Origin of the sequence: Novosphingobium sp. G106 (assembly GCF_019075875.1) — a bacterium.
GTDB lineage: Bacteria > Pseudomonadota > Alphaproteobacteria > Sphingomonadales > Sphingomonadaceae > Novosphingobium.
This window is the reverse complement of sequence record NZ_JAHOOZ010000001.1, coordinates 4,688,833-4,714,254: the sequence shown is the minus strand read 5'-3', so window position 1 is coordinate 4,714,254 and position 25,422 is coordinate 4,688,833. Positions and strand designations below refer to the sequence as shown.

The 25,422-nt window shown below is 61.1% G+C and carries 23 protein-coding genes; 9 read left to right on the top strand and 14 right to left on the bottom strand.

What is annotated here, in order from left to right; translation table 11 throughout:
• Positions 1-274 precede the first annotated feature (274 nt).
• The gene (locus tag KRR38_RS22665; protein WP_309141118.1) at positions 275-958 is read left to right on the top strand and encodes a MarC family protein; all 684 of its coding nucleotides are present in this window, start codon (positions 275-277) and stop codon (positions 956-958) included.
• Between the two features lie 188 nt (positions 959-1,146).
• On the opposite strand, the gene KRR38_RS22660 is transcribed toward KRR38_RS22665, so the two are convergent.
• Entirely contained in the window at positions 1,147-2,040 is an 894-nt protein-coding gene (locus KRR38_RS22660) for a LysR family transcriptional regulator (protein WP_217405757.1), read from the bottom strand.
• 167 nt (positions 2,041-2,207) lie between these two features.
• Here KRR38_RS22660 and KRR38_RS22655 point away from each other — a divergent pair, with 167 nt between their 5' ends.
• On the top strand, positions 2,208-4,520 hold the full coding sequence (locus tag KRR38_RS22655; RefSeq protein WP_217405756.1) for an arylsulfatase: 2,313 nt from the start codon (positions 2,208-2,210) through the stop codon (positions 4,518-4,520).
• 151 nt (positions 4,521-4,671) lie between these two features.
• Here the strand turns inward: KRR38_RS22655 and KRR38_RS22650 are convergent, their stop codons facing one another.
• Genes KRR38_RS22650 through KRR38_RS22630 form a run of 5 tightly spaced genes read right to left on the bottom strand, consistent with a single transcriptional unit; the run spans position 4,672 to position 9,067 of the window.
• Positions 4,672-5,457 carry a coniferyl-alcohol dehydrogenase gene (locus KRR38_RS22650; RefSeq protein WP_217405755.1) on the bottom strand — a complete coding sequence of 262 codons (786 nt, stop codon included), beginning with the start codon at positions 5,455-5,457 and terminating at the stop codon, positions 4,672-4,674.
• Between the two features lie 21 nt (positions 5,458-5,478).
• Positions 5,479-6,375 carry a TIGR03619 family F420-dependent LLM class oxidoreductase gene (locus KRR38_RS22645; protein WP_217405754.1) on the bottom strand — a complete coding sequence of 299 codons (897 nt, stop codon included), beginning with the start codon at positions 6,373-6,375 and terminating at the stop codon, positions 5,479-5,481.
• A gap of 11 nt (positions 6,376-6,386) precedes the next feature.
• Positions 6,387-7,769, bottom strand: a complete 1,383-nt coding sequence (locus KRR38_RS22640) for an SRPBCC family protein (protein WP_217405753.1) — start codon at positions 7,767-7,769, stop codon at positions 6,387-6,389.
• Positions 7,762-8,274, bottom strand: a complete 513-nt coding sequence (locus tag KRR38_RS22635) for a nuclear transport factor 2 family protein (protein ID WP_217405752.1) — start codon at positions 8,272-8,274, stop codon at positions 7,762-7,764. The genes KRR38_RS22640 and KRR38_RS22635 overlap by 8 nt, the downstream gene beginning before the upstream one ends.
• A 10-nt stretch (positions 8,275-8,284) precedes the next feature.
• Complete coding sequence (locus tag KRR38_RS22630; protein WP_217405751.1) at positions 8,285-9,067, bottom strand: SDR family NAD(P)-dependent oxidoreductase; 783 nt, start codon at positions 9,065-9,067, stop codon at positions 8,285-8,287.
• Between the two features lie 110 nt (positions 9,068-9,177).
• Between KRR38_RS22630 and KRR38_RS22625 the strand changes: the two genes are divergently transcribed.
• The 5 genes from KRR38_RS22625 (at position 9,178) to KRR38_RS22605 (ending at position 13,070) form a co-directional block, all read left to right on the top strand.
• The gene (locus KRR38_RS22625; RefSeq protein ID WP_217405750.1) at positions 9,178-9,651 is read left to right on the top strand and encodes a nuclear transport factor 2 family protein; all 474 of its coding nucleotides are present in this window, start codon (positions 9,178-9,180) and stop codon (positions 9,649-9,651) included.
• Between the two features lie 20 nt (positions 9,652-9,671).
• Complete coding sequence (locus KRR38_RS22620; protein ID WP_217405749.1) at positions 9,672-10,127, top strand: nuclear transport factor 2 family protein; 456 nt, start codon at positions 9,672-9,674, stop codon at positions 10,125-10,127.
• On the top strand, positions 10,124-11,017 hold the full coding sequence (locus KRR38_RS22615; RefSeq protein ID WP_217405748.1) for an oxygenase MpaB family protein: 894 nt from the start codon (positions 10,124-10,126) through the stop codon (positions 11,015-11,017). Before KRR38_RS22620 ends, KRR38_RS22615 begins: the two co-directional genes overlap by 4 nt.
• Positions 11,018-11,776, top strand: a complete 759-nt coding sequence (locus KRR38_RS22610; protein ID WP_217405747.1) for a TetR/AcrR family transcriptional regulator — start codon at positions 11,018-11,020, stop codon at positions 11,774-11,776.
• Positions 11,777-11,855: 79 nt separating this feature from the next.
• Positions 11,856-13,070 (top strand): MFS transporter, encoded by a 1,215-nt coding sequence (locus KRR38_RS22605; RefSeq protein ID WP_217405746.1) that lies wholly within the window; start codon positions 11,856-11,858, stop codon positions 13,068-13,070.
• 131 nt (positions 13,071-13,201) lie between these two features.
• Here the strand turns inward: KRR38_RS22605 and KRR38_RS22600 are convergent, their stop codons facing one another.
• Positions 13,202-15,658, bottom strand: coding sequence for a TonB-dependent receptor domain-containing protein (locus tag KRR38_RS22600; RefSeq protein WP_217405745.1), 2,457 nt, complete (start codon positions 15,656-15,658; stop codon positions 13,202-13,204).
• Positions 15,659-15,929: 271 nt separating this feature from the next.
• Between KRR38_RS22600 and KRR38_RS22595 the strand changes: the two genes are divergently transcribed.
• Entirely contained in the window at positions 15,930-16,646 is a 717-nt protein-coding gene (locus KRR38_RS22595) for a TetR/AcrR family transcriptional regulator (RefSeq protein WP_217405744.1), read from the top strand.
• A gap of 139 nt (positions 16,647-16,785) precedes the next feature.
• Positions 16,786-17,037: a response regulator transcription factor gene (locus KRR38_RS22590; RefSeq protein WP_217405743.1), complete on the top strand. Its 252-nt coding sequence runs from the start codon at positions 16,786-16,788 to the stop codon at positions 17,035-17,037.
• Positions 17,038-17,148: 111 nt separating this feature from the next.
• On the opposite strand, the gene yaaA is transcribed toward KRR38_RS22590, so the two are convergent.
• The 7 genes from yaaA to KRR38_RS22555 form a co-directional block, all read right to left on the bottom strand.
• Positions 17,149-17,901: a peroxide stress protein YaaA gene (yaaA, locus tag KRR38_RS22585; RefSeq protein WP_217405742.1), complete on the bottom strand. Its 753-nt coding sequence runs from the start codon at positions 17,899-17,901 to the stop codon at positions 17,149-17,151.
• 115 nt (positions 17,902-18,016) lie between these two features.
• Positions 18,017-19,813: an acyclic terpene utilization AtuA family protein gene (locus KRR38_RS22580; protein ID WP_309141117.1), complete on the bottom strand. Its 1,797-nt coding sequence runs from the start codon at positions 19,811-19,813 to the stop codon at positions 18,017-18,019.
• 1 nt (position 19,814) lies between these two features.
• On the bottom strand, positions 19,815-20,702 hold the full coding sequence (locus KRR38_RS22575; protein ID WP_217405741.1) for a TIGR03620 family F420-dependent LLM class oxidoreductase: 888 nt from the start codon (positions 20,700-20,702) through the stop codon (positions 19,815-19,817).
• Between the two features lie 37 nt (positions 20,703-20,739).
• The gene (locus KRR38_RS22570; protein ID WP_217405740.1) at positions 20,740-21,366 is read right to left on the bottom strand and encodes a TetR/AcrR family transcriptional regulator; all 627 of its coding nucleotides are present in this window, start codon (positions 21,364-21,366) and stop codon (positions 20,740-20,742) included.
• A complete protein-coding gene (locus tag KRR38_RS22565; protein WP_217405739.1) occupies positions 21,363-21,650 on the bottom strand; it encodes a hypothetical protein in 288 nt (95 codons plus the stop codon). The genes KRR38_RS22570 and KRR38_RS22565 overlap by 4 nt, the downstream gene beginning before the upstream one ends.
• A gap of 241 nt (positions 21,651-21,891) precedes the next feature.
• Entirely contained in the window at positions 21,892-22,863 is a 972-nt protein-coding gene (locus KRR38_RS22560; protein WP_217405738.1) for an alpha/beta hydrolase, read from the bottom strand.
• Between the two features lie 248 nt (positions 22,864-23,111).
• Positions 23,112-25,421, bottom strand: a complete 2,310-nt coding sequence (locus KRR38_RS22555) for a P-loop NTPase fold protein (protein ID WP_217405737.1) — start codon at positions 25,419-25,421, stop codon at positions 23,112-23,114.
• Between the last annotated feature and the right edge of the window lies 1 nt (position 25,422).

Genomic DNA, 25,422 nt, shown 5'->3' with positions numbered 1-25,422 from the left:
CCGCAACGTCCAATAATGTTTCCTGTAAATTCCGGGCAATGACAAACATAATTAGATTTTCAACCGGTATGGCTTTCTATTATCTTGATAAAATTGAAAATATATTGGCCATCATTATAAAATATATATAATAAAATTAAATGACCATATTCGTAAAAATATCATATTTCAGCACGATCATCGTAAAAGTATTCCATGGTAAGGATCTTGCGCGTGATTTCCGTTCCAGCAGCGCTACCGGCCGTGAGCCGACTGTGATTGTGGCGGACGCCAAGTGAGCGGTTTGACCGATAGCGTGTTTCTGACGATGTTTATTGGGCTGTTCGGCATCACTGCGCCGATTGCCGCCATCCCATTGTTTGTCAGCGCCACGAACGGTCAGACTGGCCGGGACCGCCGCAAAACTGCCCTGATCGCGACCGCGACCTACATGATTGCCGCATTCGTGGCGCTATTCGCAGGTAACGCCGCGCTAATCTTTTTCGGGGTGAGTAGCAGCGGATTGCGGTTAGCCGGCATGGCTGTCGTCGCGGTTATTGGCTGGAAAATGATCAATGCGCCAACGGTGGTGAGCCTGACGGGGGATAATTTGCCAGACCAGCATTTTCATTCTGCCTCAAACACGCGGATCGACATACAGAGAAACATAGCGGCGCCATCCCCTCGTAGCGTCGGCATTACTCCGCTGGGTTTTCCAATCTATGCGGGACCAGGCGTATTGTCTGTTGTTATCGCTTGGGGCAGTGGCCCGGAGCCGGTTTATATTGGCGCGGTCGTCGCGATAATCGCCAATGCTTTCGTGATCATTGGGCTAAATTTTCTGGCGACGACAATCGTGCGCGTTGTCAGTCCCGAAGCACTGATCGTGACCGAAAAACTCTTCGGACTTGTCGTTGTTGCGCTCGCAGTTGATGGCATGACCGGAGCGCTTTTGAGGATTTTTCCCGGTTGGCAATAACGTCCTCGAAACAATGCGCCAATGGAGCACATTGTCCGGAAAGCAGCCGGACGCCAATGGCTCGATAGCGGGGGCACTAAAGCCCGAAACCGCCGACATTCCTGCCGTTCAGATCGCTTTTCGATGTCCTTGAAACCGGACGTGCGTTCACGTCCGTGGGTGAGAAAGTTCAAGCCATTGCAAGGCCGCTACCATTTCTGACCGCTAAGCTGCCTTGTCAGTCGCCGCATGATTTGCGCCAGCGACTTCGCGCCTACCGATTGAGACCGGCGTTCCAGGCGGTACATCATCATGCGGATGTTTTTCGCGGCGTTTCCCCTCGATCGCGGCAGTTCGCACAGCAACCCGCGAGTGATTTCCTCAGCGACGGCGTAGGACGATGTCCGCCAGATGGCATCACTGGATGCGGTAAGCTGAACCAGCGCGCCGAAGTCCTCGATGACGTGTGGAGCCCCGTCGGCGGTATCCTCCAGGCCGGCAGCGTGGGACATGCCGCTTCGGCTTGAGGTCAGGATCGGAAATCTAGCATCGGTGCCCGTACCGGTGAGCAGGGGATGGCCGCGCCGCACAATCAAGCTGTTGGGAAAGGTGCCAACCACTTCGGCACGCACCGGCACGGCTTCTGGCACCTGGCCTTCCGCCGCGACGAAGAATTCGATCTCGCCCGCAACCAGCAAGGGCCAGAGGGCATCGACATTGCGCACGACGGCAATGTTCCTGACGCCCGGCGCCGCCTTCAGGCGTTCCAGCACCGTCGCGGAAAGCAGGGCGCGTGCCGGCATCGGCGCCATTCCGAAGTAGACGTCCCCCGACTGGCCTTTCGCTGTCCGGTCCCACTGCCGTTCCAGGTCGTTGGCATTGGCCAGTAGGACAGCCGCCGCGTCCAGCATGGCCTGGCCTTGCGCCGTCACTCTGACCCCGGAGCGATCGCGATCAAACAGGCGAACGTCGAAGCGCTTTTCGACCGCCTGTACTGCACGTGTCAGTGCCGGCTGCGAAATTCCGAGGTCCTCCGCCGCCCGCGCGAAACTGAGCCGGCGAGCCAGGGTAACGACGTAGCTTAGGCTGCGCAGGTCGATCATTTCGATTTAGGTATCAAAATCTGCATCTGTATGCATTAGACACACTGAGGGGCCTCTGCCAGATTTTACGAGGGAGTGAACCTTTCGCTGCGGAGCAGGCAGCCGAGGGCGCAGGCGATCCTATCGCCGGATGCATCATCCCCGCAGAAAACTGACCGGGAGATCCCATGGCCCTTGCTCGCACCATTCTGGCTTTTGCGCTCGCCGGAACCGCTTTGTCTTCGGGGCTGTCTTCGAGTGCCGCTCTGGCTGAGCCGCCGACGAACACTCAGCCTGCCCCCGCCCCAACGCAGCAGCAGCGGCCGAATGTGCTGCTGTGGCTGATGGATGATGTCGGCTTCGCCCAGGTGTCATGTTTCGGCGGACTAGTGCAAACTCCCAATATCGATCGCGTGGCGGCGATAGGGTTGCGCTATTCGAACTACCACACGGCGCCGATCTGCTCGGCTTCGCGCGCGTCGCTACTGACCGGGCGAATGCCGCATTCCGTTCATATCGGCGGCCACGCCACCGCTGCGCGCGATTTTCCCGGCTACGACGCGCACATCCCGGCAGGCGCCGGCACGATCGCGGCCAATCTGCACGCCGCGGGTTATGCGACTTACGCGCTCGGGAAATGGGACCACCTGCCCAACGCGGACGTTTCCACCGCGGGTCCGTTCACCTACTGGGCGACAGGCCAGGGCTTCGACCGGTTTTATGGCTTCCTTTCCGCCGATACCAACAATTGGGATCCACAGCTCGTTCGGGACGTGACGCCAATCGCGCATCCGCAGCGGCCGGACTATCATCTGAGCGCCGACCTTGCCGACCAGGCTATCGCGATGATCCAGTCGCGCGGGGCGAGCGATCCGCAACGCCCCTTCTTCATGTACTGGGCGACCGGCGCCGCACATGCCCCGCACCACGCACCAGCGGACTGGATCGCACGCTACAAGGGCAAGTTCGACCAAGGCTGGGATAACGCACGCGAGCAGATCCTGAAGCGACAGATCTCCCAGGGGCTTGTACCCAAGGGCACCAAGCTGGCGCCGCTGCCCGATACGATGCCGCGCTGGGACAGCCTGAGCGCCGAGGAAAAGCGGCTTTACGCCCATCAGATGGAAGTGTTCGCGGCTTCGTTGTCCTATGCCGATTTCCAGTTCGGGCGGATCCTCGACACGCTCGAGGCGGCTGGAGAACTCGACAATACAATCGTCGTCGTCACCTCCGACAACGGCGCCAGCGCCGAGGGCGGGCCAAACGGTCTGTTCAACGAAGCCGCCGTGACCGGGAACCGCCCGCCGACAGTGGCGGAAAATGGCGCTTTCTTGGATCGTTGGGGTGGGCCCGGGACCTATCCGCACTACGCCTACGGCTGGGCGGTAGCAGGTGATACGCCGTTCCGTTACTACAAGCAGACCACCCATGAGGGCGGAACGCATGTGCCGCTGGTGATCGCTTGGCCCAAAGGTATTGCGGCACATGGCGAGGTGCGCGGGCAGTTCGCCCACGTGTCGGACATCGCGCCGACACTGCTCGCGGCGGCTGGCGTGAAGCCAGCTGAAATGGTCAACAACGTTCCGCAGGTTCCGATGGAGGGGCAGAGCCTTATCGCGTCATTCGCTTCGGCCACGGCGCCCGGCCACCAAGGCCCGCAGTATGTGGAGCTCTACGGCAACAAGGGCCTGTGGCAGGATGGCTGGCAGATCGTCACGACGCACCGTTACAAGACCTGGGATTGGCAGACGGCAAAGACTTTCGATGAACCGTGGGAGCTCTATGACCTGCGGAAAGACCCCGGCCAGACGACCGATCTCGCAGCGAAGTACCCCGAGCGTGTTGCGGCGATGGCTGGGGCCTTCGACGAGCAGGCGAAGCGCTACAACGTCTATCCGATCCACAATCTGAGCGACACGGCCGGGGAATCCTCTCAGAAGGCTGCTCAGGATTTCGCGCGCCGGGGAGGCCGCTGGCACTATGCCGGGCCGACGAGCGGTCTCGCTTCGATGATTGCCCCGCCAGTGAATACCCGCGGCTTTACCATGACGGCAAAGCTCAACCTGGACCGTCCGGACGCCACCGCACCCATTTTCTCAATGGGTGGCCAACTGGGCGGGATCGGCTTCTATCTGAAGGACGGCAAGCCGACGTTCCTGATGACCGATCTTGGCGGAAAAACCGTCTCGGTCGGCGCATCTCGAGCACTCACTCCCGGTGCCCAGATTATCACGCTGGAGGTGATCCGAGGCAAACCCGATACGTCTGGCGTGGCCCCATTCGATGTTACCATCCGATCGGGTGACGCCGTACTCGCGCAGGAACAGGTCACCTTTGCGCTGCCCTTCTACTTCGGCATTCCCGAAACATTCGACCTCGCAGCGGACTGGGGATCGCCAGTCATGGCGGGCTATCGCGCCGGCAGTGCATTTCCGGGAACGCTCACTGACGTGACGTTCGATTTCAATGGCAAAGGTGGCGGCGGACTACAGTTCCACTAGCAGCGGAACCCGCCGACAAAGCGGAAGTTCGATCGCCCTTATCAGCTCCCTGTTAGCGGACATTTGTTCAGGGCTAAGAAGAAGGCGTCAATGCTCGCCGAAACGATTCAAATCCCAATTCATTTCACGCGACAATCTGCTCGGAAGGGGATCAACCCGTAATCGTTCGAGCAGCGATAAATCCGCCATCGACCGGGAGGTCCACGCCGTTGATGTAGGATGCCTGATGGCCATTCAGCATTAGGAGGGGCCAAGCTTGCTCCTCTGCCGTTGAGCGCCGTCCAATCGGCTGCGCGACGGCGTCGATCAGATCGGTTGGCACGACCTCCTCTATTGCCGCCAGCATCGGAGTCTGAACGGATCCCGGGCTCGTGCAGTTGAGTCTGATACCACGTGCGATCGTTTGTGCGGACCAGGTTAGGGTCCAGACAACGATTGCTTCTTTGGCGAAGTTGTAGGCCACCTTCTGCGGCGCCTCATGCTCTTCGCACCAGTAAGCCGCATCCTCGAACGATGTGGTCGCGATGAAATTGCGCAGCTCCGGCAAGCGTTGGCGCCATCCGGCGCCGCCATTCGAGCCGACCGTGACGATGGCGCTTCCGGGAAGCATTGCCTCAGCGATGGCCTCACTCAGGTGACGCATGCCGATGAAGTTTACCTTCATGACATCGGCCCACGGACTCATCGGCGGAAGGCCCGCGCAATTGAACAGCGCGTCGACGGGCCGGCCCATTTCGCGCGCGGCCTCGTCGATCACCGATCGGTCCCGCAGATCCACCCGCGAAAAGCGAGACAGCTCAAAGTCGGGCTCCCTCCAATCGATGCCGTGCACGTCCGCGCCAGCCTGACGGAGTAGGCGCGCCGTAGCCTGGCCGATCCCTGAGGCGCAGCCCGTCACGACGACGTGCTTGCCGCGGTACCCGTAAGGATCGGTCACTAATGCTCTCCCCGCGCTGTCCTAGCGCAGCTTGGCGACGACTTCCTCGCCGAACCACTGGACGTTTTCGATATAGGCCTGGCGGCTCGGATGCGGCGGCTCGACCATCGCCCAGGTCACGCCGACGTCGGCCAGTCCGCGCAATTCCTCAAGGAACCTGTCGGCCCCGCCCGGGTGTCCGTAGTTCAGCCGCGCCTTGGGACCGATGGCGACGTCGAACCGCCCGGTCTTGCCTATTTGCTGGCGCAGCCCCTGGAGCATGGCGATCTTCTCGCCCAATTGCTCGACCGTATGGATACCTGTGTCGCGATTGAGCTGCGACATGGTCGGCGCCGCGTAGAAAGGGCTCCAGCCGTCGCCCCAGCGAGCGGCACGCCCGACGGCCTTGTCACTGCCGCCCCCAATCCAGATAGGTGGCGGCGGACCGGGCGCGGGACGCGGTTCGTTGCCGGCCGCGTGAAAATTTGTGCCTTGGTATTCGACGGGCCCACCGGCCCAGGCTCGGCGAATAACTTCGAGCGCTTCGTCGAACAGCTTGCCGCGCTGGTGGAAATCAACCCCCAGCGCTTCGAACTCGCCTTTCTGATATCCCGCGCCGACCCCGAGGATCAGGCGGCCGCCCGAGAGCACCTGCACGGTAGCAGCGGACTTGGCCGTGAGGAACGGATTGCGATAAGGCATCACGACGATGTTGGTATGCATGCGCAGGCGGGTCGTCGCCGCCGCGACGAAGGCAAACGCCGCGAATGGATCGAGAGCATCGTGACCGTTGGCATGAAGCCATGCGGCGTCGGGCGCAGGATGATCGGTCAGGTAGCAGGCATCTATGCCCGCCGCCTCCAGCGCGACGGACATGTCGCGAACGGCTTCTGGCGTCTGGAACTGACCCGGCGCAATGTCGCCGAGCGGGATGGCCATGGTGACCCTCATCAGAAACCGATGTCCAGCAACGGTGATTCAAAGCCGCTGTTGACGATTTGCCCGGCCTTGGTGAGCAAGTCGCGATCAAGCCCGGCGAGGTAGCCGTCGATCAGGCGCTGATAGTTGCTCAGCATCCCCTCGTTGATTTTCGAGAGGCGCATGTGCTCGATGTCATGTAGCCCGAGCTGCTGCAGCGGCAGGTTGTAGTAGTCCTGGCGCGGGATTTCTGGGAAATTCGGCGAATTGTAGGGCAACATCGTCGGCTCGCTGGGCGTCTCGTAAGGCTCATCTTCGGGCCGAATGACCAGCGACCAAATCTCGAACAGGCAGGTCTCGGCGGTCAGAGGGCGTATGCGGTACGACGACATCGCGCCCAGCATCGGCAGCAGGAAGTAGTGCGGGAACATGAATTCCACTGCGTGGAATTCATGGCTTTGCGCCACCTTCAGCAGATCGAAGATCGGGGCGCCGCGCTGCCGGGCGTCCTCGGTGACTTCCTGATAGGCACGGCCATAGAACATCTGGCCGGCGATCGCGGGGTCTTCGGGCACTTCCATGCCGCGCATCTTCTCGAGCACAGCGACTTCGGTCTTGTGGACCATGCCGTCCATGCCCTCGCTGAGCTTGGCCATGAAGTCGACGCTCATGTCGATCGTTTGGCGTGCGTCCAGGTCCTCATTGACCGGCAGGCCATCGGCACGGGTCCCGAAGGACTTGGTGGCATTGGGCGAGACGTGGAAGAGCTGCGGATGCGTCTGCATCGTGTGATACCCTTCCTGGAAGGCTTCCATGGCTAGCTTCCAGTTTGTCGGCAGGATCGTACCGCACCACCAGTCCATCTTGAGCTTGTCGGCATGGCGCGCGTCCATCCGGTTGGCCACGGGACCCAGGAATTCGCGCAGCGACGGGGCGTCGTCGTCGAAATTGATGAAAGCGCAGCCGGCCCAGAATTCTACGCGGACCGGAGCGAGATCGATCTCGGCGCGGTCCAGCAGCTCGTCCGAAAAGATCTGTGATCCGAATACGAAGGTGTTTTCGCCGTCTGCGTTCCAGCGCCAGCCGTGGAACGGACAGACGAGGCCTTCGGATCCACAATGGCCCGGCCCGTGGGCGAGCCTCACGCCGCGGTGGCGGCAGGCGTTCTTGAAAGCCTTCACCCCGTTCTGGGTGTTCAGCATGAGCACCGAATGTTCTAGGATCGTGTAGACGGTATAGTCGCCGACGTCGGGGATCTCTTCCAGCCGGCAGGCCATTTGCCACATGTGCGGCCAGAGCTTTTCCTTCTCCAGCGCCAAGAAGGCTTCGTCGTAGTAGCGCTGGGTCGGGATCAGCTCGGGATTGGCAATCCGGTGGGGAACCTGCTCGAGCGCCTGCGCAATCGTGTCAACCATGCGCGATCCTTCCCATGTTTTCCGGGCCATCCTTCAGCCTTGCCAGCAGCGCCGGGCCGTCGGGACTGCCGTCGAGCATGTAGTTCTGGCGCTGCACGATTTTCCAGCCACCGCCGGCCTGGCGGGCGAGCTCTATCCGCGACGCGCTGAGGCGGCCGATGAAGAAACCGTTCTCGCCATGCATCGGCACCATCGTGTGGCAGGTAGCGACGGCCTGGTCGCCGTCGATAAGCACGCAGGGCAGTGTCGACATGTGCGCGCAGCCTGCGTTTACCAGCTTAAGATGCCCCGCTTCGCGAGTGATGCCGGCAATCGCTTCGCGCCCGACCCAGCTTGGCATGTCGCCAACTGCATAGACCCCATCCTCAACATAGAAGTCGCCGACTGACTGGGCATTGCAGCCATCGACCGAATAGCCGTAGCCGCAGACCACTTGATAGATCGCCTGCCGGTCCTCGAGCGCGAGTAGCCGCTCTTCGAACGAGAGCTTTGCCGATGTCATCATCCCGTCTCCCTTAGCCCACCATGTAGCCGCCAGCGTCGCAATTGATCGACTGGCCGGTGATCGTGCGGCTTTCCTCGCTTGCGAGGAACAGAGCCAGGTTGGCGACGTCGATCGGCTGCGAGATCGTGCGCAGCGGTACGCCTTCCAGCGTCTTCGCCTTCCATTCGTCGTAGGTCTTGCCTTGTTCCGCGGCCATCCGCTTGCCCCAGTTGACCCAGAGCTCGGTCTCGATGCTACCGGGCACCAGGCAGTTGCAGCGAATGCCGAACTGGCCGACTTCGAGAGCGATTGTCTTGGTCATCGCCCGCAAGGCTGCCTTCGCTGCCGTGTAGTGGGTCTTTCGCACCATGCCGGTCCAGCCGGCGGTAGACGAGAAGTTGATAATCGAGCCGGCCTTGCGTTCGAGCATCGAGCGGTTGAGCACCTCGCGCGTGCAGAGCATCGCGGCAGTCAGGTCGATCGCCAGGGTGTCGTTGAAATTCTCGACGGTCTGCTCCCAGACCCACTTGTCCTGACCGGGTGCCGCGGCATTGTTCAGCATGATGTCGACCTGACCGAACTCTTGCATTGCGCGCTCGACCATGGCCCGGACGTCAGGCTCGCTCGTGACGTCGCAGCGCATGCCGATAGCGCCGGGACCAGCTTCCTTCGCCGCTTCCAGGACAAGTTCCTCGCGCCGCGCGGAAAGCAGTACCTTCGCACCCTGGGCCACGAACAGCTTGGCCATGACCGGGCCGCAGCCGGTGCTCGCGCCGGTGATGATGGCGACCTTGCCTTCCAGTCTGCCGGCCATTCCGATCTCCTCAACTATAATGCATCAGCTCATATGCATTATTTTCTTGTCAGCTAACGTATGTTAGGTAATGGGTCAAGGTGGTTGTGGTGGGGGCTCCAGAGGGCACTATGGATGATCAGATTTCCGGCCTGGAGCGCCTTGCGGCGCTGCACGAGATCGGTCTGCTTAAGGCGCGCCGCGATCGGGCTGCCGACACCAAGGACTGGGCACTTTACGAGGCGCTCCACGCTCCCGACCACCATTCGTACAATGACGATTACGGCGGGACGACGACCGCGGCCGAGATGATGGTGACCGTCAGGAAGTCGATGGAGAACCTGACGACCCTGCACCACTCCCACACGCCCGAGATTACTTTCCAGTCGCCGACCACGGCGAGCGGTATCTGGGCAATGGAAGGGTTGTCGCTGTGGCGGCAGGATGGCGAAGAACACTGGTTTCAGGCCTTCGGCCACTATCACGAGACTTACGAGAAGCGGGAAGGCCGGTGGCTCTTCACCAGCCGCCGCCTCAAGTATTTTCACACCTGGCGTTCGCCGGGAGCGACCTTTCCCCCGCCGATCAATGGGGCTGCGGGCTAACCCAAGACGAGGATGACGACATGGAAGGCATGACCGAATTGGAGCGGCTACTCGCGCTCGAGGACATCAAGCTCCTGAAGGCGCGCCGTGACCGCGCCGCGGACACGAAGGACTGGGCGCTATACCTATCCCTGCACGCGCCCGACCACGTCTCGCACAACGAGGGCTTGCCGCGCTGGGGCAGCGCCCAGGAGATGATTGACAATGTCAGCCAGCTGATGGGCGACCACCGCATCACCGTGCATCATTCGCACACCCCCGAGATCACGTTCGAAACGCCGACCCGGGCTAAGGGCATCTGGGGCATGGAGGACATGATCTTCGACGCCGAGACCAAGGAGCTTCTGATCCACGGCTTCGGCTTCTATCACGAGACCTACGAGAAGCGTGACGACACCTGGCTGTTTACCAGCCGCCAGCTCAAGCGCACCCATATGCGCCTGTCGCCCTCGCTCGACCAGAATAGCCAGCTATGACGCAGAAGCCGCTCTGGTTTGGACAACCCGATCCGTACGCGCGCTCGCAGCGTATCGAGGAGCTTGATCCCGCCAAGGATTATCTCGAGATCACCAACCTCTTCTACGCAGATTTCCAGTCCGTGATGCTGCTTAAGTCCTTCAACGGGTTCATGTTCACGTTTGCCGCGCCCCGTATCTCGCGTGTCCTGGGCTCGACCGGCGAAATCGACAATCGCATCGCCAAGCGCATCCTCGACACGACCTTGCTTGGTAGCGCCGTGATGAAGCATGGGTTTGGCACTCCGGTCGGCCGCGAGGCGGCCCGGCGCGTGAATTCCATGCACAGTCGCTACGACATCCAGGCAGACGACTTCGTTGTAGTCGGCATCGAAGAAGCAATTGGCTCGCTCGACCTCGCCGAGAAATTCGGCTGGCGCCCGGTGACGGATATCGAACGGGAGGCCGTTCGCATCTTTTATAACTACCAGGCGCTCGCCTTCGGTTCGCCTAGGCCGTTGCCCGGCTCAGTGGCGGAAATGCGCGAGTTCTTCGATCATTATCTGGACACCGAGCTGGGCTTCGAGCCGCAGAACCGGCGAATGTCGGATGCGTTCATGGTGTGGTTTCGCAAATTGCTTCCCGCTCCCTTGCGCCCGCTGACAGCGCCATTCCTGTTTTCTCATCTCGATCGGCGGATTGCCGAGGCGTGCGGAGTGCCGGTTCCTTCGGCGCTTACCCGGCGTATCGCGCATCAGGCCATGAAACGCATCGGGAGACGCGATCCGGTTCCCGATGGTGCGCCGAACAAGTTCGAGAAGATGGTTCGCCAGATCTATCCGGATGGATATGAACTGGCGGGCCTCGGTACGCACGTTGACGAAGATGCAGGGCAAGAGGCGGCTGAATAAGTGGGCGAGACTCTTGGAGGAGGCGGTTCGCCATCAACCGCAGGCGATCGTACCGACTGCCGCAGCCATGCGAGATTGGCAATTGCGTGCCAGAATGATCGGGAAGTGGGCAGGATGAAAGAGAACGCGGTCAATCCAGAAGCGAAACGAAAGCGTAATCAGAGAGGCGAGGGATCGCGCCTCCGCGAGGAATTGATCCAGGCGGCGATGCGGATCCTCGACTCTGCGCCCGGGACGCAACTTGGGCTTCGACTGGTTGCACGGGAGGCGGGGGTGGCAGCGCCGTCGGTCTATCCGCATTTTGCCGATGCCCGTACCTTGATGACCGAGATCGTGCGCGCATGCTGGCGCCAGGTTGGCGAAGAGATGGAAGCAGCGGCCGCTTCGTCACCGGCTCCCGATATGATTGGTAGGCTCAAGGACCAGTTCGGCGCATTCGTGGAATATGCGATGGGTCGGCCTTCGCGGTACCAGCTGCTGTTCGCTTTGCATCCCATCAACACCGAGGAACAGTACGAGATGCAAGGGCACATGCGCCCGGCCTACCGCCCGGTTCTGCATCTGATCGAGGCATTCGCAGAAGGAGGCGGGCGTCTGCCTCTTAAGGACGCAGTATCCACCACGCTGCTGCTGATCTCGCTCGCCCACGGCCGAATAGCTTTGGCGCATCTAGCTCCCGATCGCGCGGGCAATTCCGCCAAGGCCGTGAAAGAGTTCGTGTTCGACGCGGTCGACTGCCTCTTCCCGCCAGCCAAGTGATCGAACTGCTGCACCAGCGCCAATTGATAGATCCGGTGTTGCCGTGAAAATCGGTGTCCCAAGGCAAAGGAACCGTCCCATGACACCCTTGACTGCTCGCCAGGAATGGGCGGCCATGTGGCCTATTCCCCTTGTTTGCATGGTTGGCGTGTCGGGGAGCGCCATGTTCGCCTACGCGGGCGGCGTCTACATGGAGAGCGTCACTGCCGAGTTCGGATGGAGTCGCGCTGAGTACTCATCTGCGTTCTTGCTAATGATGCTGTCGGGTCTTTTCCTCGCGCCCGCAGCAGGTTGGCTGACAGATCGCGTCGGTCCGCGAAAGGTAGCCTTGGGCGGCATGGTCCCATTTGCCCTTAGTATCTCGCTCTTCGGCCTGGTCCATGGCGCGCTATGGCAGTGGTATGCGGTTTGCCTATTGCTCGCCGTTTTCCAAGCAGCGATTACACAGATTGTCTGGATGAAAGCGATCGTAAGCCGCTTCGACCATTCGCGCGGCCTTGCGATGGCCGTGACACTGGCGGGTCTGGGGCTCGGCAGCTTCATTTGGCCCGTCCTCGCGGCCATTTTTGTCGAGACGATTGGGTGGAGGGGCGCTTTTCCGGCCATGGCGGCACTATACCTCTTGGTAGCCTTGCCATCGGTCTATCTGTTCTTTCATGTTCCAGCGCATCAGGACATCCGGCAATCGGAACGCGGGCCGCGCAAGGCGATCGCAAGTGCGCTGAGATCGCGAACCTTCGTTGGTCTCGCTGCAGCGGCCGGGCTGTTTTCGGCGATCAATTATGGGATGTCGATGCATCTCGTTCCATTGTTCAAGGCCGATGGCTTGGACTTGACGGCAGCAGCCGGCATTGCCGGTCTCGTGGGGGTATTCTCGATAGTCGGTCGGCTTGTCACGGGTATCTTGCTCGATCGCTTGCCGACGCGGATCGTGGGAGTCTTCGCGTTCCTTCTGCCGCTCGGGGCAATCGCATGCCTGCTTGGCTTTCCAGGCGCAATTCCAGCCGCTGTTGTGGCTGTCGCCCTTCTGGGTTTCGCTTCGGGCGCGGAACTCGACATAGTCACCTACATTGTCGCGCGCCGATTTGAGCAGGAGATGTTCGGGTCCATCTACGCGGCGTTCATTGCGATCATTTCCATCTGCGCCAGCATCGGCCCGGTTATTGCTGGAGCCATCTATGATGCCAGCCACTCTTATATCGCTTGGCTCATCACAGTTGTGCCGATGGTGATTGTGGCAGCTGGTATCGTTGCTTTGATTCCGTTCGCCGCAGACGAAGGCAAACTGGTTTGATGTTTGGCTCAATTATCAGAGGGCCTTGGGTGAAATCGACAGCCCAAAGCCGAAGCCTATTGCTGGCACGGAGGAGCTGTGCCGGCAATAGGATCTAGGAAGTTGCATAGGCTTCCCCGGTAGTAACAAAATCAGAACTGAATTGTGAGATCGGCACCGATTGTCCGAGCCGGAACATAGTTCGCCGCGCCAAACACGCCGAGCGTAGTAAGCGCGAAAGTCGCCTCCCGGTTTTGGGTCAGGTTCTTCGCCCAGACAGCGACTTCGGTTTTAACGCCGCCGATGTCGATGTTGCGAAGCGCGGCCCGGGCATTGACCGTCCAACTCGCCCCGACAGTGCGAATACCGGCGAAGGCGGGGATATTCTCGGACGGGTTCTGCGTCAGGTAGAACATCGAATGCCAGTTCGCATCGGCGCGAAGGAGAAGAGTGGTCTCGCCCACCAGCGGCTGAGTCTCGAACTGGCCCCACAGGCCGCCGGTCCACTTGGACCGCAATGCCGGCTGGTAGTCGCCGCGCGATTGGGCGATCAACACCGGGTTCACGTTCTCGAACTTGGTGTCCGTATAGGACAGGCTGCCCCCGACGGTAAGGCCGCGGAAAGGTGCCGCGGTTGTTTCGAATTCGAAGCCTTGCGCTTTGACTGGCCCGCCTTGGGGTACGATGACCGTGCCGACCACGCTTGCGAAACCGATCGGGAAGGGCGGAGAAGGGAACAAGCCAGGGAAATTGCTGCCGCTCTGCGCTGTCTGGAAGTTCTTGTAGGTGACGTGGAACAGCGAGAGATTGGTGCGCAGCCGCCTGCCGAGCAGATCGGCTTTTACGCCCGCTTCCCATGAGGTCGCTGTTTCGGGCTGGAATACGAGGCCCGAGACGGAACCACCCGAGACGAACGCTGTCGAGAACTTGCCGTAAAGCAGGATCTCTTCCGACGGCTTGAAATTCATGCCGACCAGGAAGTTGGGCTTGGTCTTCTTGTAGTCGAACGGCGCGAAGGCAATGAGCGCGTTGGCGGGGCCGGTGATGAGCTGGCCAGTCTTGTGGTCATACGTAATGCGAGCGCCGCCCACGAGATCAAGCTCAGGGGTGACGTGAACTTCAACCTGCGCAAAAGCAGCAAGCGAGGTCGCCTTGTTGTAGTTGACCGCCTGGTTGCCGGTGATGACGCCGCCGTTCACCACCGAGAAGGATACGGTGCCAGGAATTCTGAGCGCACCATTTCGCTCGTCGGAATGAAACCAGATACCGCCCGCAGTGACAGTCAGTAGGCTCGAATTGTAGTTGATCTGGAACTCGTCGCTCCACTGCTTGCTGTAAGATTCCGCCTCGACGCCCAGCGCCACGAAAGGCTGCCCAACGCGGGACTGAAGGCCCGCAGCGATCACCGGAATAAACGAGGTCGGCAGGCCGCCGGCGATCGCCTGGAACGTCGCCAGGGGCACGACGGACTGCTGAGTAAAGGTCAGTCCGCTAAAGCCGTCAATCGGTGACGGCGCGAAAATATGTGAATTGCGATAGGCGAGGATGTTCTTCACAGAAAGGCTGTCGCTGAGCACGAGCGTGCTCGTAAGGCTGTGCCCATAGGTCTTCTGATCGGTGGGAACGACCCAGCTGTTGTTGACGACCGACGGGCGTTTCCCGTCGGCGGCGATGTTGACGGGGGTCGCCTGGCTGGCGATCAGCGTGTTTACGAGCGGGCCGAGCAGCGCGCCGATACCCGGCGCTGCCGAATTTATGCCGACAAGTCCCGTACCTTCCGGGGTGCCTTCCTCCCGATTGTAATCGAACTTGTAGACGGTCTTGAAGCTGTCGCTCGGCTCGAATTTCACCGCAGCAAAGTAGGAATCGGATTTCCTGGTGCCGAGCCATTGGGGCGAGCGGGCAACTCCCAGGCCTGCGGCGCGGCGATCCCAGACTGCGCCCGCTCCGGCATTGCGGATATCGCCACGCTTATAGTTGTGAACGAATGTGCCATAGGCGCTGAAGGGGCCGACCTGGGGCGTATCGACGCTTACCCGCATGCGATATTGGTCGTAGTTGCCGACGGTGAAGGACGCCTTCACGCCGACCTCGCCGCTTGGATCTCGCGTTGAGATGCTGACCGCGCCGGCCGTGGCATTGCGTCCGAACAGCGTTCCCTGAGGGCCGCGCAGCATTTCGATGCGCTGGACGTCGGGAAGATCGAAAATGCCGCCGCGGCCCGAGCCAACGTAAACTCCGTCGACATAGATCGACACCTGCTTGTCCGAACCAGGCACCACGCCATAACTGATAGCGCCGCGGATCGAGAATGAGGGAAGCTGCGAGCCGCCCGCCGCGGTGCGCACGATCACACCTGGCGCGAGTCCGGAAAGATCGGAAACGCTCGAAACGCGGTTCACCTGCAAAGTGTTTTCGGTGAGCGCGGTGACAGCGATCGGCACGTCTTGCAGGCTCTGCTCGCGCTTCTGCGCGGTTACGACGATCTCTTCGAGGCCGCCGCTTTCAGCGGCTGCAGACTGCGCACGAGCCGCGCCAGCACCCAGCGTGCTCGTCGCGAGAGCCGATGAAACTAGCAGGCCCATGCGGAAAAATTGCGCTCTCGTCACTGGATACTCCCCCATCGAAGGTCGGGCGCAGGCTTTGCGCTCGTCGACACCGTCAGCTTCCCGAATCGACATATCCGGTTGAAGGCTGACATGTGTTAGGTTAATGGATGAAAATATGAATGCAACTGATGAAATGCAATATCGTTGTGGCTGCTTGGCTAGGCTGTGCGGCGTAAAATATGGAACAGCGCTCGTTCCTCACCGCGCCCGGCGGTGCTTTGCGCTTGGATAGAGCAGGTGCGCGGCGCCCCGATCGGCGGCAATGCCGGTAGTGGCGAGCAGCACTCGAAATCGCTGGTCGCGCAAGAACAAGCCGCCTCGGGCAGCGCGAATTCCATGTGGCCGCGTCACCAGCGCCGAGCACGAACGGCGCAATGCCAGGATTCTCGATGCTGCCAGGGATGTCTTTCTGCTGCGAGGCTATGCGGATGCCACCATTGGCGAGATCGCGTTTCGGGCAGGTACGAGCCCGAAAACACTGACGCGGCATTTCTGCGGCAAGCACACTCTCCTGAGGGAAGTCATTCTCACCATTTGTGGCGCCGGCCAAGATGTTGTTCTGGCTGTCAATGCAGGCGAGCCGCTTCGTGTCGCTCTTCTGCGGGCGGCACAATACGTAAATTCGAGCATTCTCTGTGTCCGCGACGCTGCCCTGCTGTCCCTCGTCGTTGCTGCGCAAAAGCTCTTTCCCGAGCTGCTGGCCGTAACCGGGAATTCCGTTCAAGAGCGGATTAAAGGCGCCGTCGCGACAATGCTTGCGGAACTAGGCAAGCAGGGCCTGAACTTCGAGGAGGATTACGCGACCGCAGCTAGCGTCTTCGTCAATCTCGTGGTCGGTTTTCCTACTACGAGGTTCGCCCAGATGGCTGCCTTGGCCGAAGCTGACGACCTGCTTCAGGCGAAAGTTGATCTCTTCATGAACGGCGTCCTTTCGCCTGCGGGCTTGGATGGTGGTCCGCCTTCAAAGTCTGGTGTGAAATACGAATGAAGAGATCCTCCCTGTCGGTTGCATTGGCCCGAGTTGAAGCTCATGGTGATTCTGGAAATCGTTCTTCGTCAGAAATTTATGCAAGCGAAAGAGCGTTCGGGGCCGCACCAGACAACCTGAGTTTCAGGTGGAGGTGCTCATGAATTTCATTGAACCAAGTCCGACATTGACGGTCCGTGAGCTTCAGATCCTGGAGCTGATAGCGCTGGGTGCTTCGGCGAAGGAAGTCGCTCAAGAGTGCGGCATTGCACCGCGCACGGTGGAATGCCACCTCGACACAATGCGACTGAAGCTGCGAGCTCGGAACCGCACACACATGGTGGCATTGGCGATTGAGCTAGCGCTGCTTCCTCGCACCATGTTCCTGGCAGCGCCACCGTTGGCGGCGTGATCCGCCGACCTAGTGGCGGTCCGACGCTCCGTGCGAGCTTGCTGGCTGGGGCTATCCGCCAAATTCTCCAAGGGCGGCTGCCTTTCGTCTCGGCCGGGCATTCTCCGCCTCTCAGGCGCGGTTAAAGCGCCAACGATCGGCTTCGCTCTCGCTAGCGTCGAAGCGATATCCGTCACTGTCGAAGCCGCGCATCGCCTCGATATCGGTGACGTGGTGCTCGCACAGCCAGCGCGCCATCATGCCGCGCGCGCGCTTGGCGTTGAAGCTGACGAAACGCGGCCCATCCGGGCCCGGCTCGCGAAACTCAACGTCCACTACCCGCGCACCCGCGAGCTTGCCTTTGACGGCAGCGAAATATTCCTGGCTAGCGAGATTCAGCACCACGCCCGATCCTTCTTCGGCAAGCTGGCTGATCAGCAGCTCTGCGATACGCTTCCCCCACCAGTCGGTCAGGCTCTTGCGGCGAGGCGCCCAGCGCGTGCCCATTTCCAGACGGTAGGGTCGGATCTCATCAAGTGGTCGGAGCAGGCCGTATAGGCCCGACAGCATCCGCACATGGTCCTGTGCGAAAGCGATGCCCGCATCGTCCAGACTATGCGCCTCGAAGCCGGTGTAGACGTCACCAGCAAATGCGAACAACGCTGGCCGCTCCGGGAGCTCTGCGAAGTCACGAAAGCGCTCCGCATTGAGCTTGGCTAGGCGCGGCGAGATATGCATCAGATCGGCCAGCTTTTTCTGCGAGAGGTTCGCTGCCGATTTTGCGAGGCCGTTTGCTTCTTCGGCGAAGTGGGGCCTTGTGGCATCTAACGGCGGTAGTGCGCGCTCGAAGTCGAGCGTCTTGGCAGGGGAAAGCAGGGCGATCATGCTGCGGTCCGTAGCTGGGGTGGTAGCAGGCGTCAAAACCTCGGCTCACGCCGACAAAAGGCGTCGTTCGAGGGTCGTTGAGGGTTCGCCGAACGCTGCCCTCTGTTCATGGCTATCAGACGTCGAGCAACTTTTGCCGTAATGCGGAACTGATCGGCACGGGTATATCTAGGAGTAACTGCGCCATACCCTTGGCGACGGGATCGATTGATGTGCCGGCTAGAACACCTCCGTCCATCGAATCCTGGACTACGAAGTTGAGCGCGGACAATCCTGGCACGCTGAAGCACTTGACGTTCGGCGCGCCGGCATGGCTGAGTGCCCGGCCATAGTGCTCGCCCACGGCCGCAGGCGTGAGCGTGGCGGCGATATAGGGCAGGTATTCGGGCTGCCGTGCGATGATCGCGACGTTGAACAGGTTGCCTTTGTCGCCGCTTCTTGCCCAGGCCAGCCGGATCAGAGGCACCACATACAGCGGTTCGGCATCGCATGCCGTGGGCGGAAGGGTCGGGATCGGGAAATCTGCGTGATGGGTTATGGCTTCGTTTTCCTGACGGAATGGTACGGCATCTCCGTCGAGGGTTACCGTCAGCGAGACTGACGACTTGGGAAGCAGGAAACCGCTGATCCACTGGACTGGGCGGACTGAAGCGCCGAGGCCCAGCGAGATGCCGACCGACATGTGGCTGATTGCCGACGCTTGTTCGCGAACCAGAAGTTGTGCGCCGTCCCTGTCGGGATGATCGGCGACGATCCGGCAGATCGCGGTGGTCGCCTCGTCGCCGTGGCCGCCGATCACGTCGCAGCGGGTTCTCGTCAAGGGCGGCAACTGGCTCTGGCGCAGCATGGTGTCGGCGCGGCGGAACAGTTCCTCGCCGACCCGCTCGGCCTTGGCCGCGGCGTCGAGGCCGATGACCGGGATGAGAGCCGCGGCGCGCCATCCCTGGTCGTAGGTCAGGCTGGCCTTGTAGGTTCCCGTGCGGCCCAGCCCGCGAGCGCCTTTGACCTCTATGCGATCCGGCCCGACCTGTGTCAAAGTCACGGCGGTGAAATCGCAGACCACGTCGGCGACGATGTAGCGCTGCGGATCGCTGACCTCGTAGAGCAGCTGTTCGGATACGGTCCCGACCGAAACCAGCCCGCCGGTGCCCTCGGGCTTGGTGATGACCAGCCCGCCATCCGCGCTGCATTCGCCAATCGGCATGCCGATCCCGGCCCAGTCGGGCACCTCGCGCCAGTCGGTGAAAGTGCCGCCGGTGACCTGCGCCGAACATTCGAGCAGATGCCCGGCCAGCGTCCCCGCGGCGAGCAGGTCTAAATCGTCCGGGCTCCAGCCGAATTCGTGGATCAGCGGCCCCAGTGCCAGCGCGCTGTCGACCGCGCGGCCGGTAATGACCACATCGGCCCCGGCGCCGAGCGCGGCTGCAATGGGAAAGGCACCGGTATAGGCAACCAGGCTGTTGACGCGATCTGCCCTCTGAATCTTCGCCAGCACGGACGACCCGTCGAACATGTCGCGGGTTCCGGCTTCAACGAATGAGTCCAGGTTCGCCGTGAGGTTGTCGCCCGCGACTACACCGATGCGTGGGTGCAATCCCAATGCCTTGGCGCCGCGCCGCAACGCTTCCGCGCAGGCGCCTGGATCGAGCCCGCCGGCATTGCCAACGACGCGGATGTTCCGATTAAGCAGCGTCTGGAGGTTCGGCAGGATATAGCCATCGGCGAAATCGGCCGCGAAACCGCGGCCGGTGCCATCGGCCATGCCGCGGCCCAGCCCGCCCATGACCGATTCCGCCAGGAAATCGAAAATGATGTAGTCGAGCTTGTCGGCCTTCTCGAGAAGTTGGGCGATGCCCATGCGGCTGTCGTTGAAGAAGGCGGTGGCCGCGCCGATCCGGACGATCCGGCTCACCTCACGGCTCCTGCCAGCCGCGCGGCGCGAGTTGTTCGAGGGCAGCGTCGTCGAAGGTGCCGAAGCCGGCGCTCGACAGCGGCTGGATGCAGACGTGATCGGCACCGGCCTGCCAGTGCGAACGCACCCGGTCGCGCAGCGCGTCAAGATCGCCCCAGGCGACGGTGGCGTCGATCAGCCGGTCCGATCCGCCATCGTCCATGTCGGCGTCGTCGAACCCGAGGCGCTGCCAGTTGGCACGGTAGTTCGGCAGGCTCAGATACATGCCGAGCGTGGCACGCGCGGTCGCGCGGGCCTTCTCCGCATCGGTTTCGAGCACCACCATCTGTTCGACGCAGAGCAGCTTGCCCGGCCCGAGGCGCTTTCGCGCGTCGGCGGTGTGCGCGGGCGTGACGTTGTAGGTATGCGCGCCGTCGGTCATTTCGGCCGCCAGTTCGAGCATGCGCGGACCGAGCGCCGCGATCACCAGCGGCGGCTTCGCTGCAGGCGGCGGGGCTAGATAGAGCGATTTCGACATGGCCTTTATATAGGATCGCATCGCCGCTATCGGCTTGCCGTATTCATGCCCCCGCATCCGTTCGACGGCGGGCGCGTGCGAGACGCCCAGACCGAGCAGGAACCGTCCATCCGACTGTTCGGCCAACCCCTGCTGGGCGGCATGCGCGGACTGCGCGTCGCGGGCGTAGATGCTGGCGATGCCGCTGGCGACGACCAGGTTGGCCGTATTGGCGAGTAGCCAGGAAGACAGGACGGTCACGTCGCGGCCAAAGCTTTCCGGCTGCCACAGGGCCCCATAGCCCAGCGCTTCCACTGTTTTTGCCAGCTGCGCCACCTGCGCCGACGACAACCCATCCGTGGCGCACCAGACTCCCAGACGACCATGTTCCATGCAACCTCCAGAAAAGCCGCCCGCAGCGGCGAAAGCGCTATCTCGTGACGAAGGCAACGAAGCGGTCGGCCAGGACTTCGACGAGGATATGATCAGCCGCCACGCCCAGATTGCGCGCGGCGTGGTTGCTCTGGTCAAGCAGTTCGTAGAGCAGCAGCGACGCCTCGACATAGCGGCGGCGATCCGACGGTGCATTCGGATCGAGCGCGAAGGCCGGGATATCCTCGCCGAGTACAGCGATGATCGCGCCGATGAATGCGTGGCCTTCTTCGGCAAAACCCGCTTCGATCACGTTCGCCTGGATGAAAGCCTGCAGGATCGCGCGCTGTTCGCGGTCGACCGCGAATATCCCGGCGATCCAGTCCCGCACCACTGCGGCGTCTCGAAATTCGCAGGCGCCGATCGCCGCAATCATCGGCAGGTGGGCGTGGGCGTTGAGCCGGAACAGCTCGGTAGCGATTTCCGCCTTGCCGCCGAAGTGGCGATAGAAAGTCATCCTGCTGACACCCGCAGCCAACGCGATCTCTTCGATCGAGACCGGAACATAACCGCGCGCGCAGAACGCCGTCGCCGCGGCGCCGAGCAGCCGGCTGCGCGTATCCTCCTTGCGCCGGCTCTGGAACGCGAGCAGCCCCGCGGGCAGGGCCAGGGCAGCGCTTGTCATTCGGCGGCGATCGCCAGCTCTTCGCGCGTCTCGGGGCCGACGAACCGGCCCGGATAGCGGCCAGTGAATTCGCCGCGGTCGAAAGTCGGCTCGCCGTTCACCAGCGTCAGGCGCATCGGTGCCGGATCGCGTATATAGCGATAGGTCCGCCCGCCGGTGCCGGCAGTCAGATCGCGGCCGATCTCGACGATCCGACCGCCGGCGACGCGGACATCGGCGGCGTAGGCGGGCCCGCCCGAACCGTCGACCACGGTGCCGCCCTTGATGAGGATACGGATTTCCATCGCATTTCTCCCGGTTCGACTCGGATTGGCGCCAATGTGTTACATATTGTCACATGTTAAGGCCGGGCGGAAATGAATTGCAATAGCTGCAGGGCATTGTGCCGTGAACCGACTGATCGGCTTCGCCCATCAATATCGAGTTCCGGCGCGGTTCCTATGCTTCCGAAGTCAGGCAAACCGTTAAAGTCTGTCCGCAAAGCGCAACCGCAACTGGTGTTTTGCAAGCATTTGAAAAATAAAGTTAGATTGCCGTTTGGGCACGTACCGAAGCCTGCTTGCGATAGGCCTCAGTTAGAAAGGAGGCGATCTCCTCGCGGTAAGCGGCCGCTTCGGCTGGTATCACGGCATCGAAGCCCTGCGATCCGTGAAACTGTCCGTGCAGGAGGCGGTATGTCGTGGGCACTCCCGCTTCCGATAGACGGCGTGCATAGTCTTCGCCCTCGGGTTGAAGTTGGTCGTATTCGGCGCAAACGACAAGCGCTGGAGGGAGACCACTTAGTGACTTGGCCAGTAAGGGCGATGCGAGTGGATCGTGTGCGTCGGTCTCATCGCGAAGATAGAGGGGTGCGTAAGCTTTAGCAGGCTCGAAACGGATACCTTCGTCCGGAAATTCAAGCGCCAGCATAGAGGTAAAGTCGGTGACCGGTATTTCCAGCACTTGCGCGACAATCGAAGGACCGAGGCGCTCCCGCGCCATCTGCGCGACTACAGCAGCAAGGTTGCCGCCCGCACTACCTCCGCCGACGGAAATCAGGGCCGGATCGATCCGAAGTTCTTGTGCATGCGACGCCGTCCATACCAGCGCTGAATAAGCATCCTCCGCGGCGGTGGGAAAGCGGTGTTCGGGCGCAAGCCGATAATCTACTGAGACGACAGCGCAGCCCACAGCCCTTGCCAGGGCCCGGCAATAGTTGTCGCTCTGATCCAGCGTTCCCAGGAAGAACCCGCCGCCATGGTAGTAAACATGGCAGGGCAACAGGGCATTTTCCGGGGCGCCGCGATAAAGCCGCAGGGTGATTTCGCCCGCGCGTACCGCAATCGTGATATCCCGTTCAGAGGCGACCGGAGCTTGGGGCGTAGCAAGAGCAAAGAAGCTCTTGTCGATCATCGCGTGCATCGCTGCCCGCATCTGCGCTGGCGGTACATCGTCAGGCATGGGCGGAGAACTGAGTTGCGCTTCGAACATCGGCTTAAGCAAGGGCAGAAGCGGCATGGCAATGACCTAATGAAGCGAGGGCGATTCATTATCTATATGAATGCTTTCTGACGCTGTGCCAAGGCCACGTTGACATAGGTCATCGGCTAAGGGCCGGGTGACGCGCTGCCGGACACGCCGACATAGCCGACTTTCGCGAGGCGAAATCGCTCCGTCGAAAGCCGACATACATTTATGTGCTGCAAGCGCCTTGAGTTTGGCTGATAGCGAACTGGCTCATCGCTGTTCCGCGATGGTACGCTCCCTCACCTGTCCGTGCTCTTACCAGCATTCCATTGGTCAAAGTGCCAATCGAGAAGCTCTAGGACTCGGCGCTGCTCGGCGTCGAGGTCGGCTCGTTTCAACCGCCGCAGCCGATTTTCGAGGTCTGAGAGGTCGAAGAAATCAGAAAGGCTGTCGCGGCGAAAACTCTCACTTTTTGTGGCAACACGATCGCCCCAGCTTTGCTGCGAACCAATCGACAGAAACCTTACCAGCAGGCGAGCCAGCTTATGATCATCGACAATCACGGTCTGGACCCACGCTCGTGGCGCGTCGATCCCGACGGGACTAAAATCGCGCCAACGATAAAGGTGAGACACCAGCTGATCGTTTTCGAGGATGGTATCCCATTCAGCTGAGCGCGCCTCCATTTGCGTCACCCATTGCTGCTTCAGCGAAGCGAGCCCCTCGTCATCAAAAGCTGGGCCGGTGTCCCCGTTCTCGGGTTTGGCGCGGCGGTCGATATCTAGCGAAATCAGCACGGCCGGCACAGCCAAAGCACCGGTTTCTTCCATGACGTGAAGCAAGGCCGCAGTGCGAAGCTCGGGCTCCTTCAAGCGCTGGAGATACCAAGAGGCTGCCCGCCAACAAGATAGAAAGGGCGTGTTGAAAGGGTCCTTAAGCCCCGGGGTACGCCCCATCTCTTCGCCAAGCACCACGATCAAGGCGAGCATGTTGTCGAATGGATCGAGCGGTAGCTCATTGACGGATTCATCAAATCGCGTCGCGAGCGCGGTTAGCAGATCGCGCCTTCGCAGGTCAGCGACGATCGGGGTAAGCGCTTTCGGGTCGGCGACCGCAAGGGTCAGTGCGGCGAATTCGGATTCGGACATTGCCCCGTCGGGCAGCTGCAACATGAAATAGCGATCGAAGCTGCGATCGGTGCATACCCGCTTCTCGCGCATCCAGGTACGGGCCCAATCGCCGCTACCATAGTGGCTGCCCCCAAGCGCCCACTCGACAGGGGGGAACAACTCTTTGAGCATCGCTTCACAAGCGCCGCGATTGGCATCGGCCACGCCAGCCAACAGTGAAGTAATCGCTTCGCGGTCCGATTGTTCGCGATGATCACCGCGAAACCGCTCACTTTGCAGCAGCAATGGCTTGTGGGCTGCTAGGAATGCGTGAAAGTCGGCCTCGAAGACGCGCAAGGTTTCGAGTGCCAAGAAATCGAGGATATTGACCTCGAGAATGTGCGAGCCGCGATGCATCGGCAGGTGCATATCGATCGACGTCAGCAGCCGGTTGACGTCGCGCAAGTTACGAATGAATGGCTGGATTCCGCCAAGCACTATGTTTCCCCAGCGGCGCTGCTCGAAACCATTTTCCGACGTTGTAAGCCCGTCGATCAATGTCGAGAGTTGCATGCCGAAAATCTGGAACATCTTTTCGGAGGTTACCGGCGGAAGATCGAAATGCGCTTGCACGATCTTCTCAAGGAATTGACGCCCCTCCTCCCCGGCGACAGGCGCCAGGGCTCGTTCGACGATGCTTGGCTGGAACAGCAGCACAAACAACAGGTTGGGCAGATTGGCATTGACCTTGATCTGACGGAACAGCAGCCGGATCTGATCGGGTTCGAGCCTATCGATATCGTCGACGAAAATGACCAGCGGATACTCTAGCTTGCGCAGCCTAGCCTCCAAATCCTCGCGCACCTCATCAAGCGGGGCATTGGAAAGATCCGTGCCAATCCAATTTAGCAATCGCCCAACCGCCATGGCGAGACCCGCAGCCCCGAGCGTGACGGCCGCCAAAATCTTGGTAGGAAGACTGGGGAAGCCAATTCCGAGCGCGGCGCAGACCAACGCTGCGCTATTCAGCCATGAAGATAGCCCCTTGTCGTCGCCGGCCTTGACCAGCGACCCGCTCCCTCCAACCAGAATACCGCCATAGCGCCGCAGGGCCTTGGCGCGCTTCTTGGCATCGGGCGCGTGCGCGCCACCTAGGCGGCTAGCCATTTGTCCGAACAGTGCTCGTGCAATGCTGTCGGCATCGCCCCATTGCCAGGGATTAAACTCGAGGAAGCTTACTTTGGGACTCGCCTTGTTCAACGCTTCGATGACAAGGTTCTTGAGCGACGTTTTGCCAAAGCCCCAGCCGCCACGGATCGCAAATACCCGGCCTTCGCGCGCTCCCGGCGTGGCTAGGAGCTGGGCAATTCGAGTGGCGAGGATCGTTCGGCTAAGCAGGTCTTCTGCAGCACCGCGTATCGGAATGTCCGCTCCGACATTTTCGACGTGATGTGCCTCAGCATTGGCCTGCTGCGACCTTCGAAACCAGCTGAACCACATG

Excerpts from the sequence above, each read along its gene's own strand:
- KRR38_RS22660 (WP_217405757.1), bottom strand. The coding sequence starts at position 2,040 with ATGATCGACCTGCGCAGCCTAAGCTACGTCGTTACCCTGGCTCGCCGG.
- KRR38_RS22655 (WP_217405756.1), top strand. The coding sequence starts at position 2,208 with ATGGCCCTTGCTCGCACCATTCTGGCTTTTGCGCTCGCCGGAACCGCT.
- KRR38_RS22645 (WP_217405754.1), bottom strand. The coding sequence starts at position 6,375 with ATGGCCATCCCGCTCGGCGACATTGCGCCGGGTCAGTTCCAGACGCCA.
- KRR38_RS22640 (WP_217405753.1), bottom strand. The coding sequence starts at position 7,769 with ATGGTTGACACGATTGCGCAGGCGCTCGAGCAGGTTCCCCACCGGATT.
- KRR38_RS22635 (WP_217405752.1), bottom strand. The coding sequence starts at position 8,274 with ATGATGACATCGGCAAAGCTCTCGTTCGAAGAGCGGCTACTCGCGCTC.
- KRR38_RS22630 (WP_217405751.1), bottom strand. The coding sequence starts at position 9,067 with ATGGCCGGCAGACTGGAAGGCAAGGTCGCCATCATCACCGGCGCGAGC.
- KRR38_RS22625 (WP_217405750.1), top strand. The coding sequence starts at position 9,178 with ATGGATGATCAGATTTCCGGCCTGGAGCGCCTTGCGGCGCTGCACGAG.
- KRR38_RS22620 (WP_217405749.1), top strand. The coding sequence starts at position 9,672 with ATGGAAGGCATGACCGAATTGGAGCGGCTACTCGCGCTCGAGGACATC.
- KRR38_RS22615 (WP_217405748.1), top strand. The coding sequence starts at position 10,124 with ATGACGCAGAAGCCGCTCTGGTTTGGACAACCCGATCCGTACGCGCGC.
- KRR38_RS22605 (WP_217405746.1), top strand. The coding sequence starts at position 11,856 with ATGACACCCTTGACTGCTCGCCAGGAATGGGCGGCCATGTGGCCTATT.
- KRR38_RS22590 (WP_217405743.1), top strand. The coding sequence starts at position 16,786 with ATGAATTTCATTGAACCAAGTCCGACATTGACGGTCCGTGAGCTTCAG.
- yaaA (WP_217405742.1), bottom strand. The coding sequence starts at position 17,901 with ATGATCGCCCTGCTTTCCCCTGCCAAGACGCTCGACTTCGAGCGCGCA.
- KRR38_RS22575 (WP_217405741.1), bottom strand. The coding sequence starts at position 20,702 with ATGGAACATGGTCGTCTGGGAGTCTGGTGCGCCACGGATGGGTTGTCG.
- KRR38_RS22570 (WP_217405740.1), bottom strand. The coding sequence starts at position 21,366 with ATGACAAGCGCTGCCCTGGCCCTGCCCGCGGGGCTGCTCGCGTTCCAG.
- KRR38_RS22565 (WP_217405739.1), bottom strand. The coding sequence starts at position 21,650 with ATGGAAATCCGTATCCTCATCAAGGGCGGCACCGTGGTCGACGGTTCG.
- KRR38_RS22560 (WP_217405738.1), bottom strand. The coding sequence starts at position 22,863 with ATGCCGCTTCTGCCCTTGCTTAAGCCGATGTTCGAAGCGCAACTCAGT.
- KRR38_RS22555 (WP_217405737.1), bottom strand. The coding sequence starts at position 25,421 with ATGTGGTTCAGCTGGTTTCGAAGGTCGCAGCAGGCCAATGCTGAGGCA.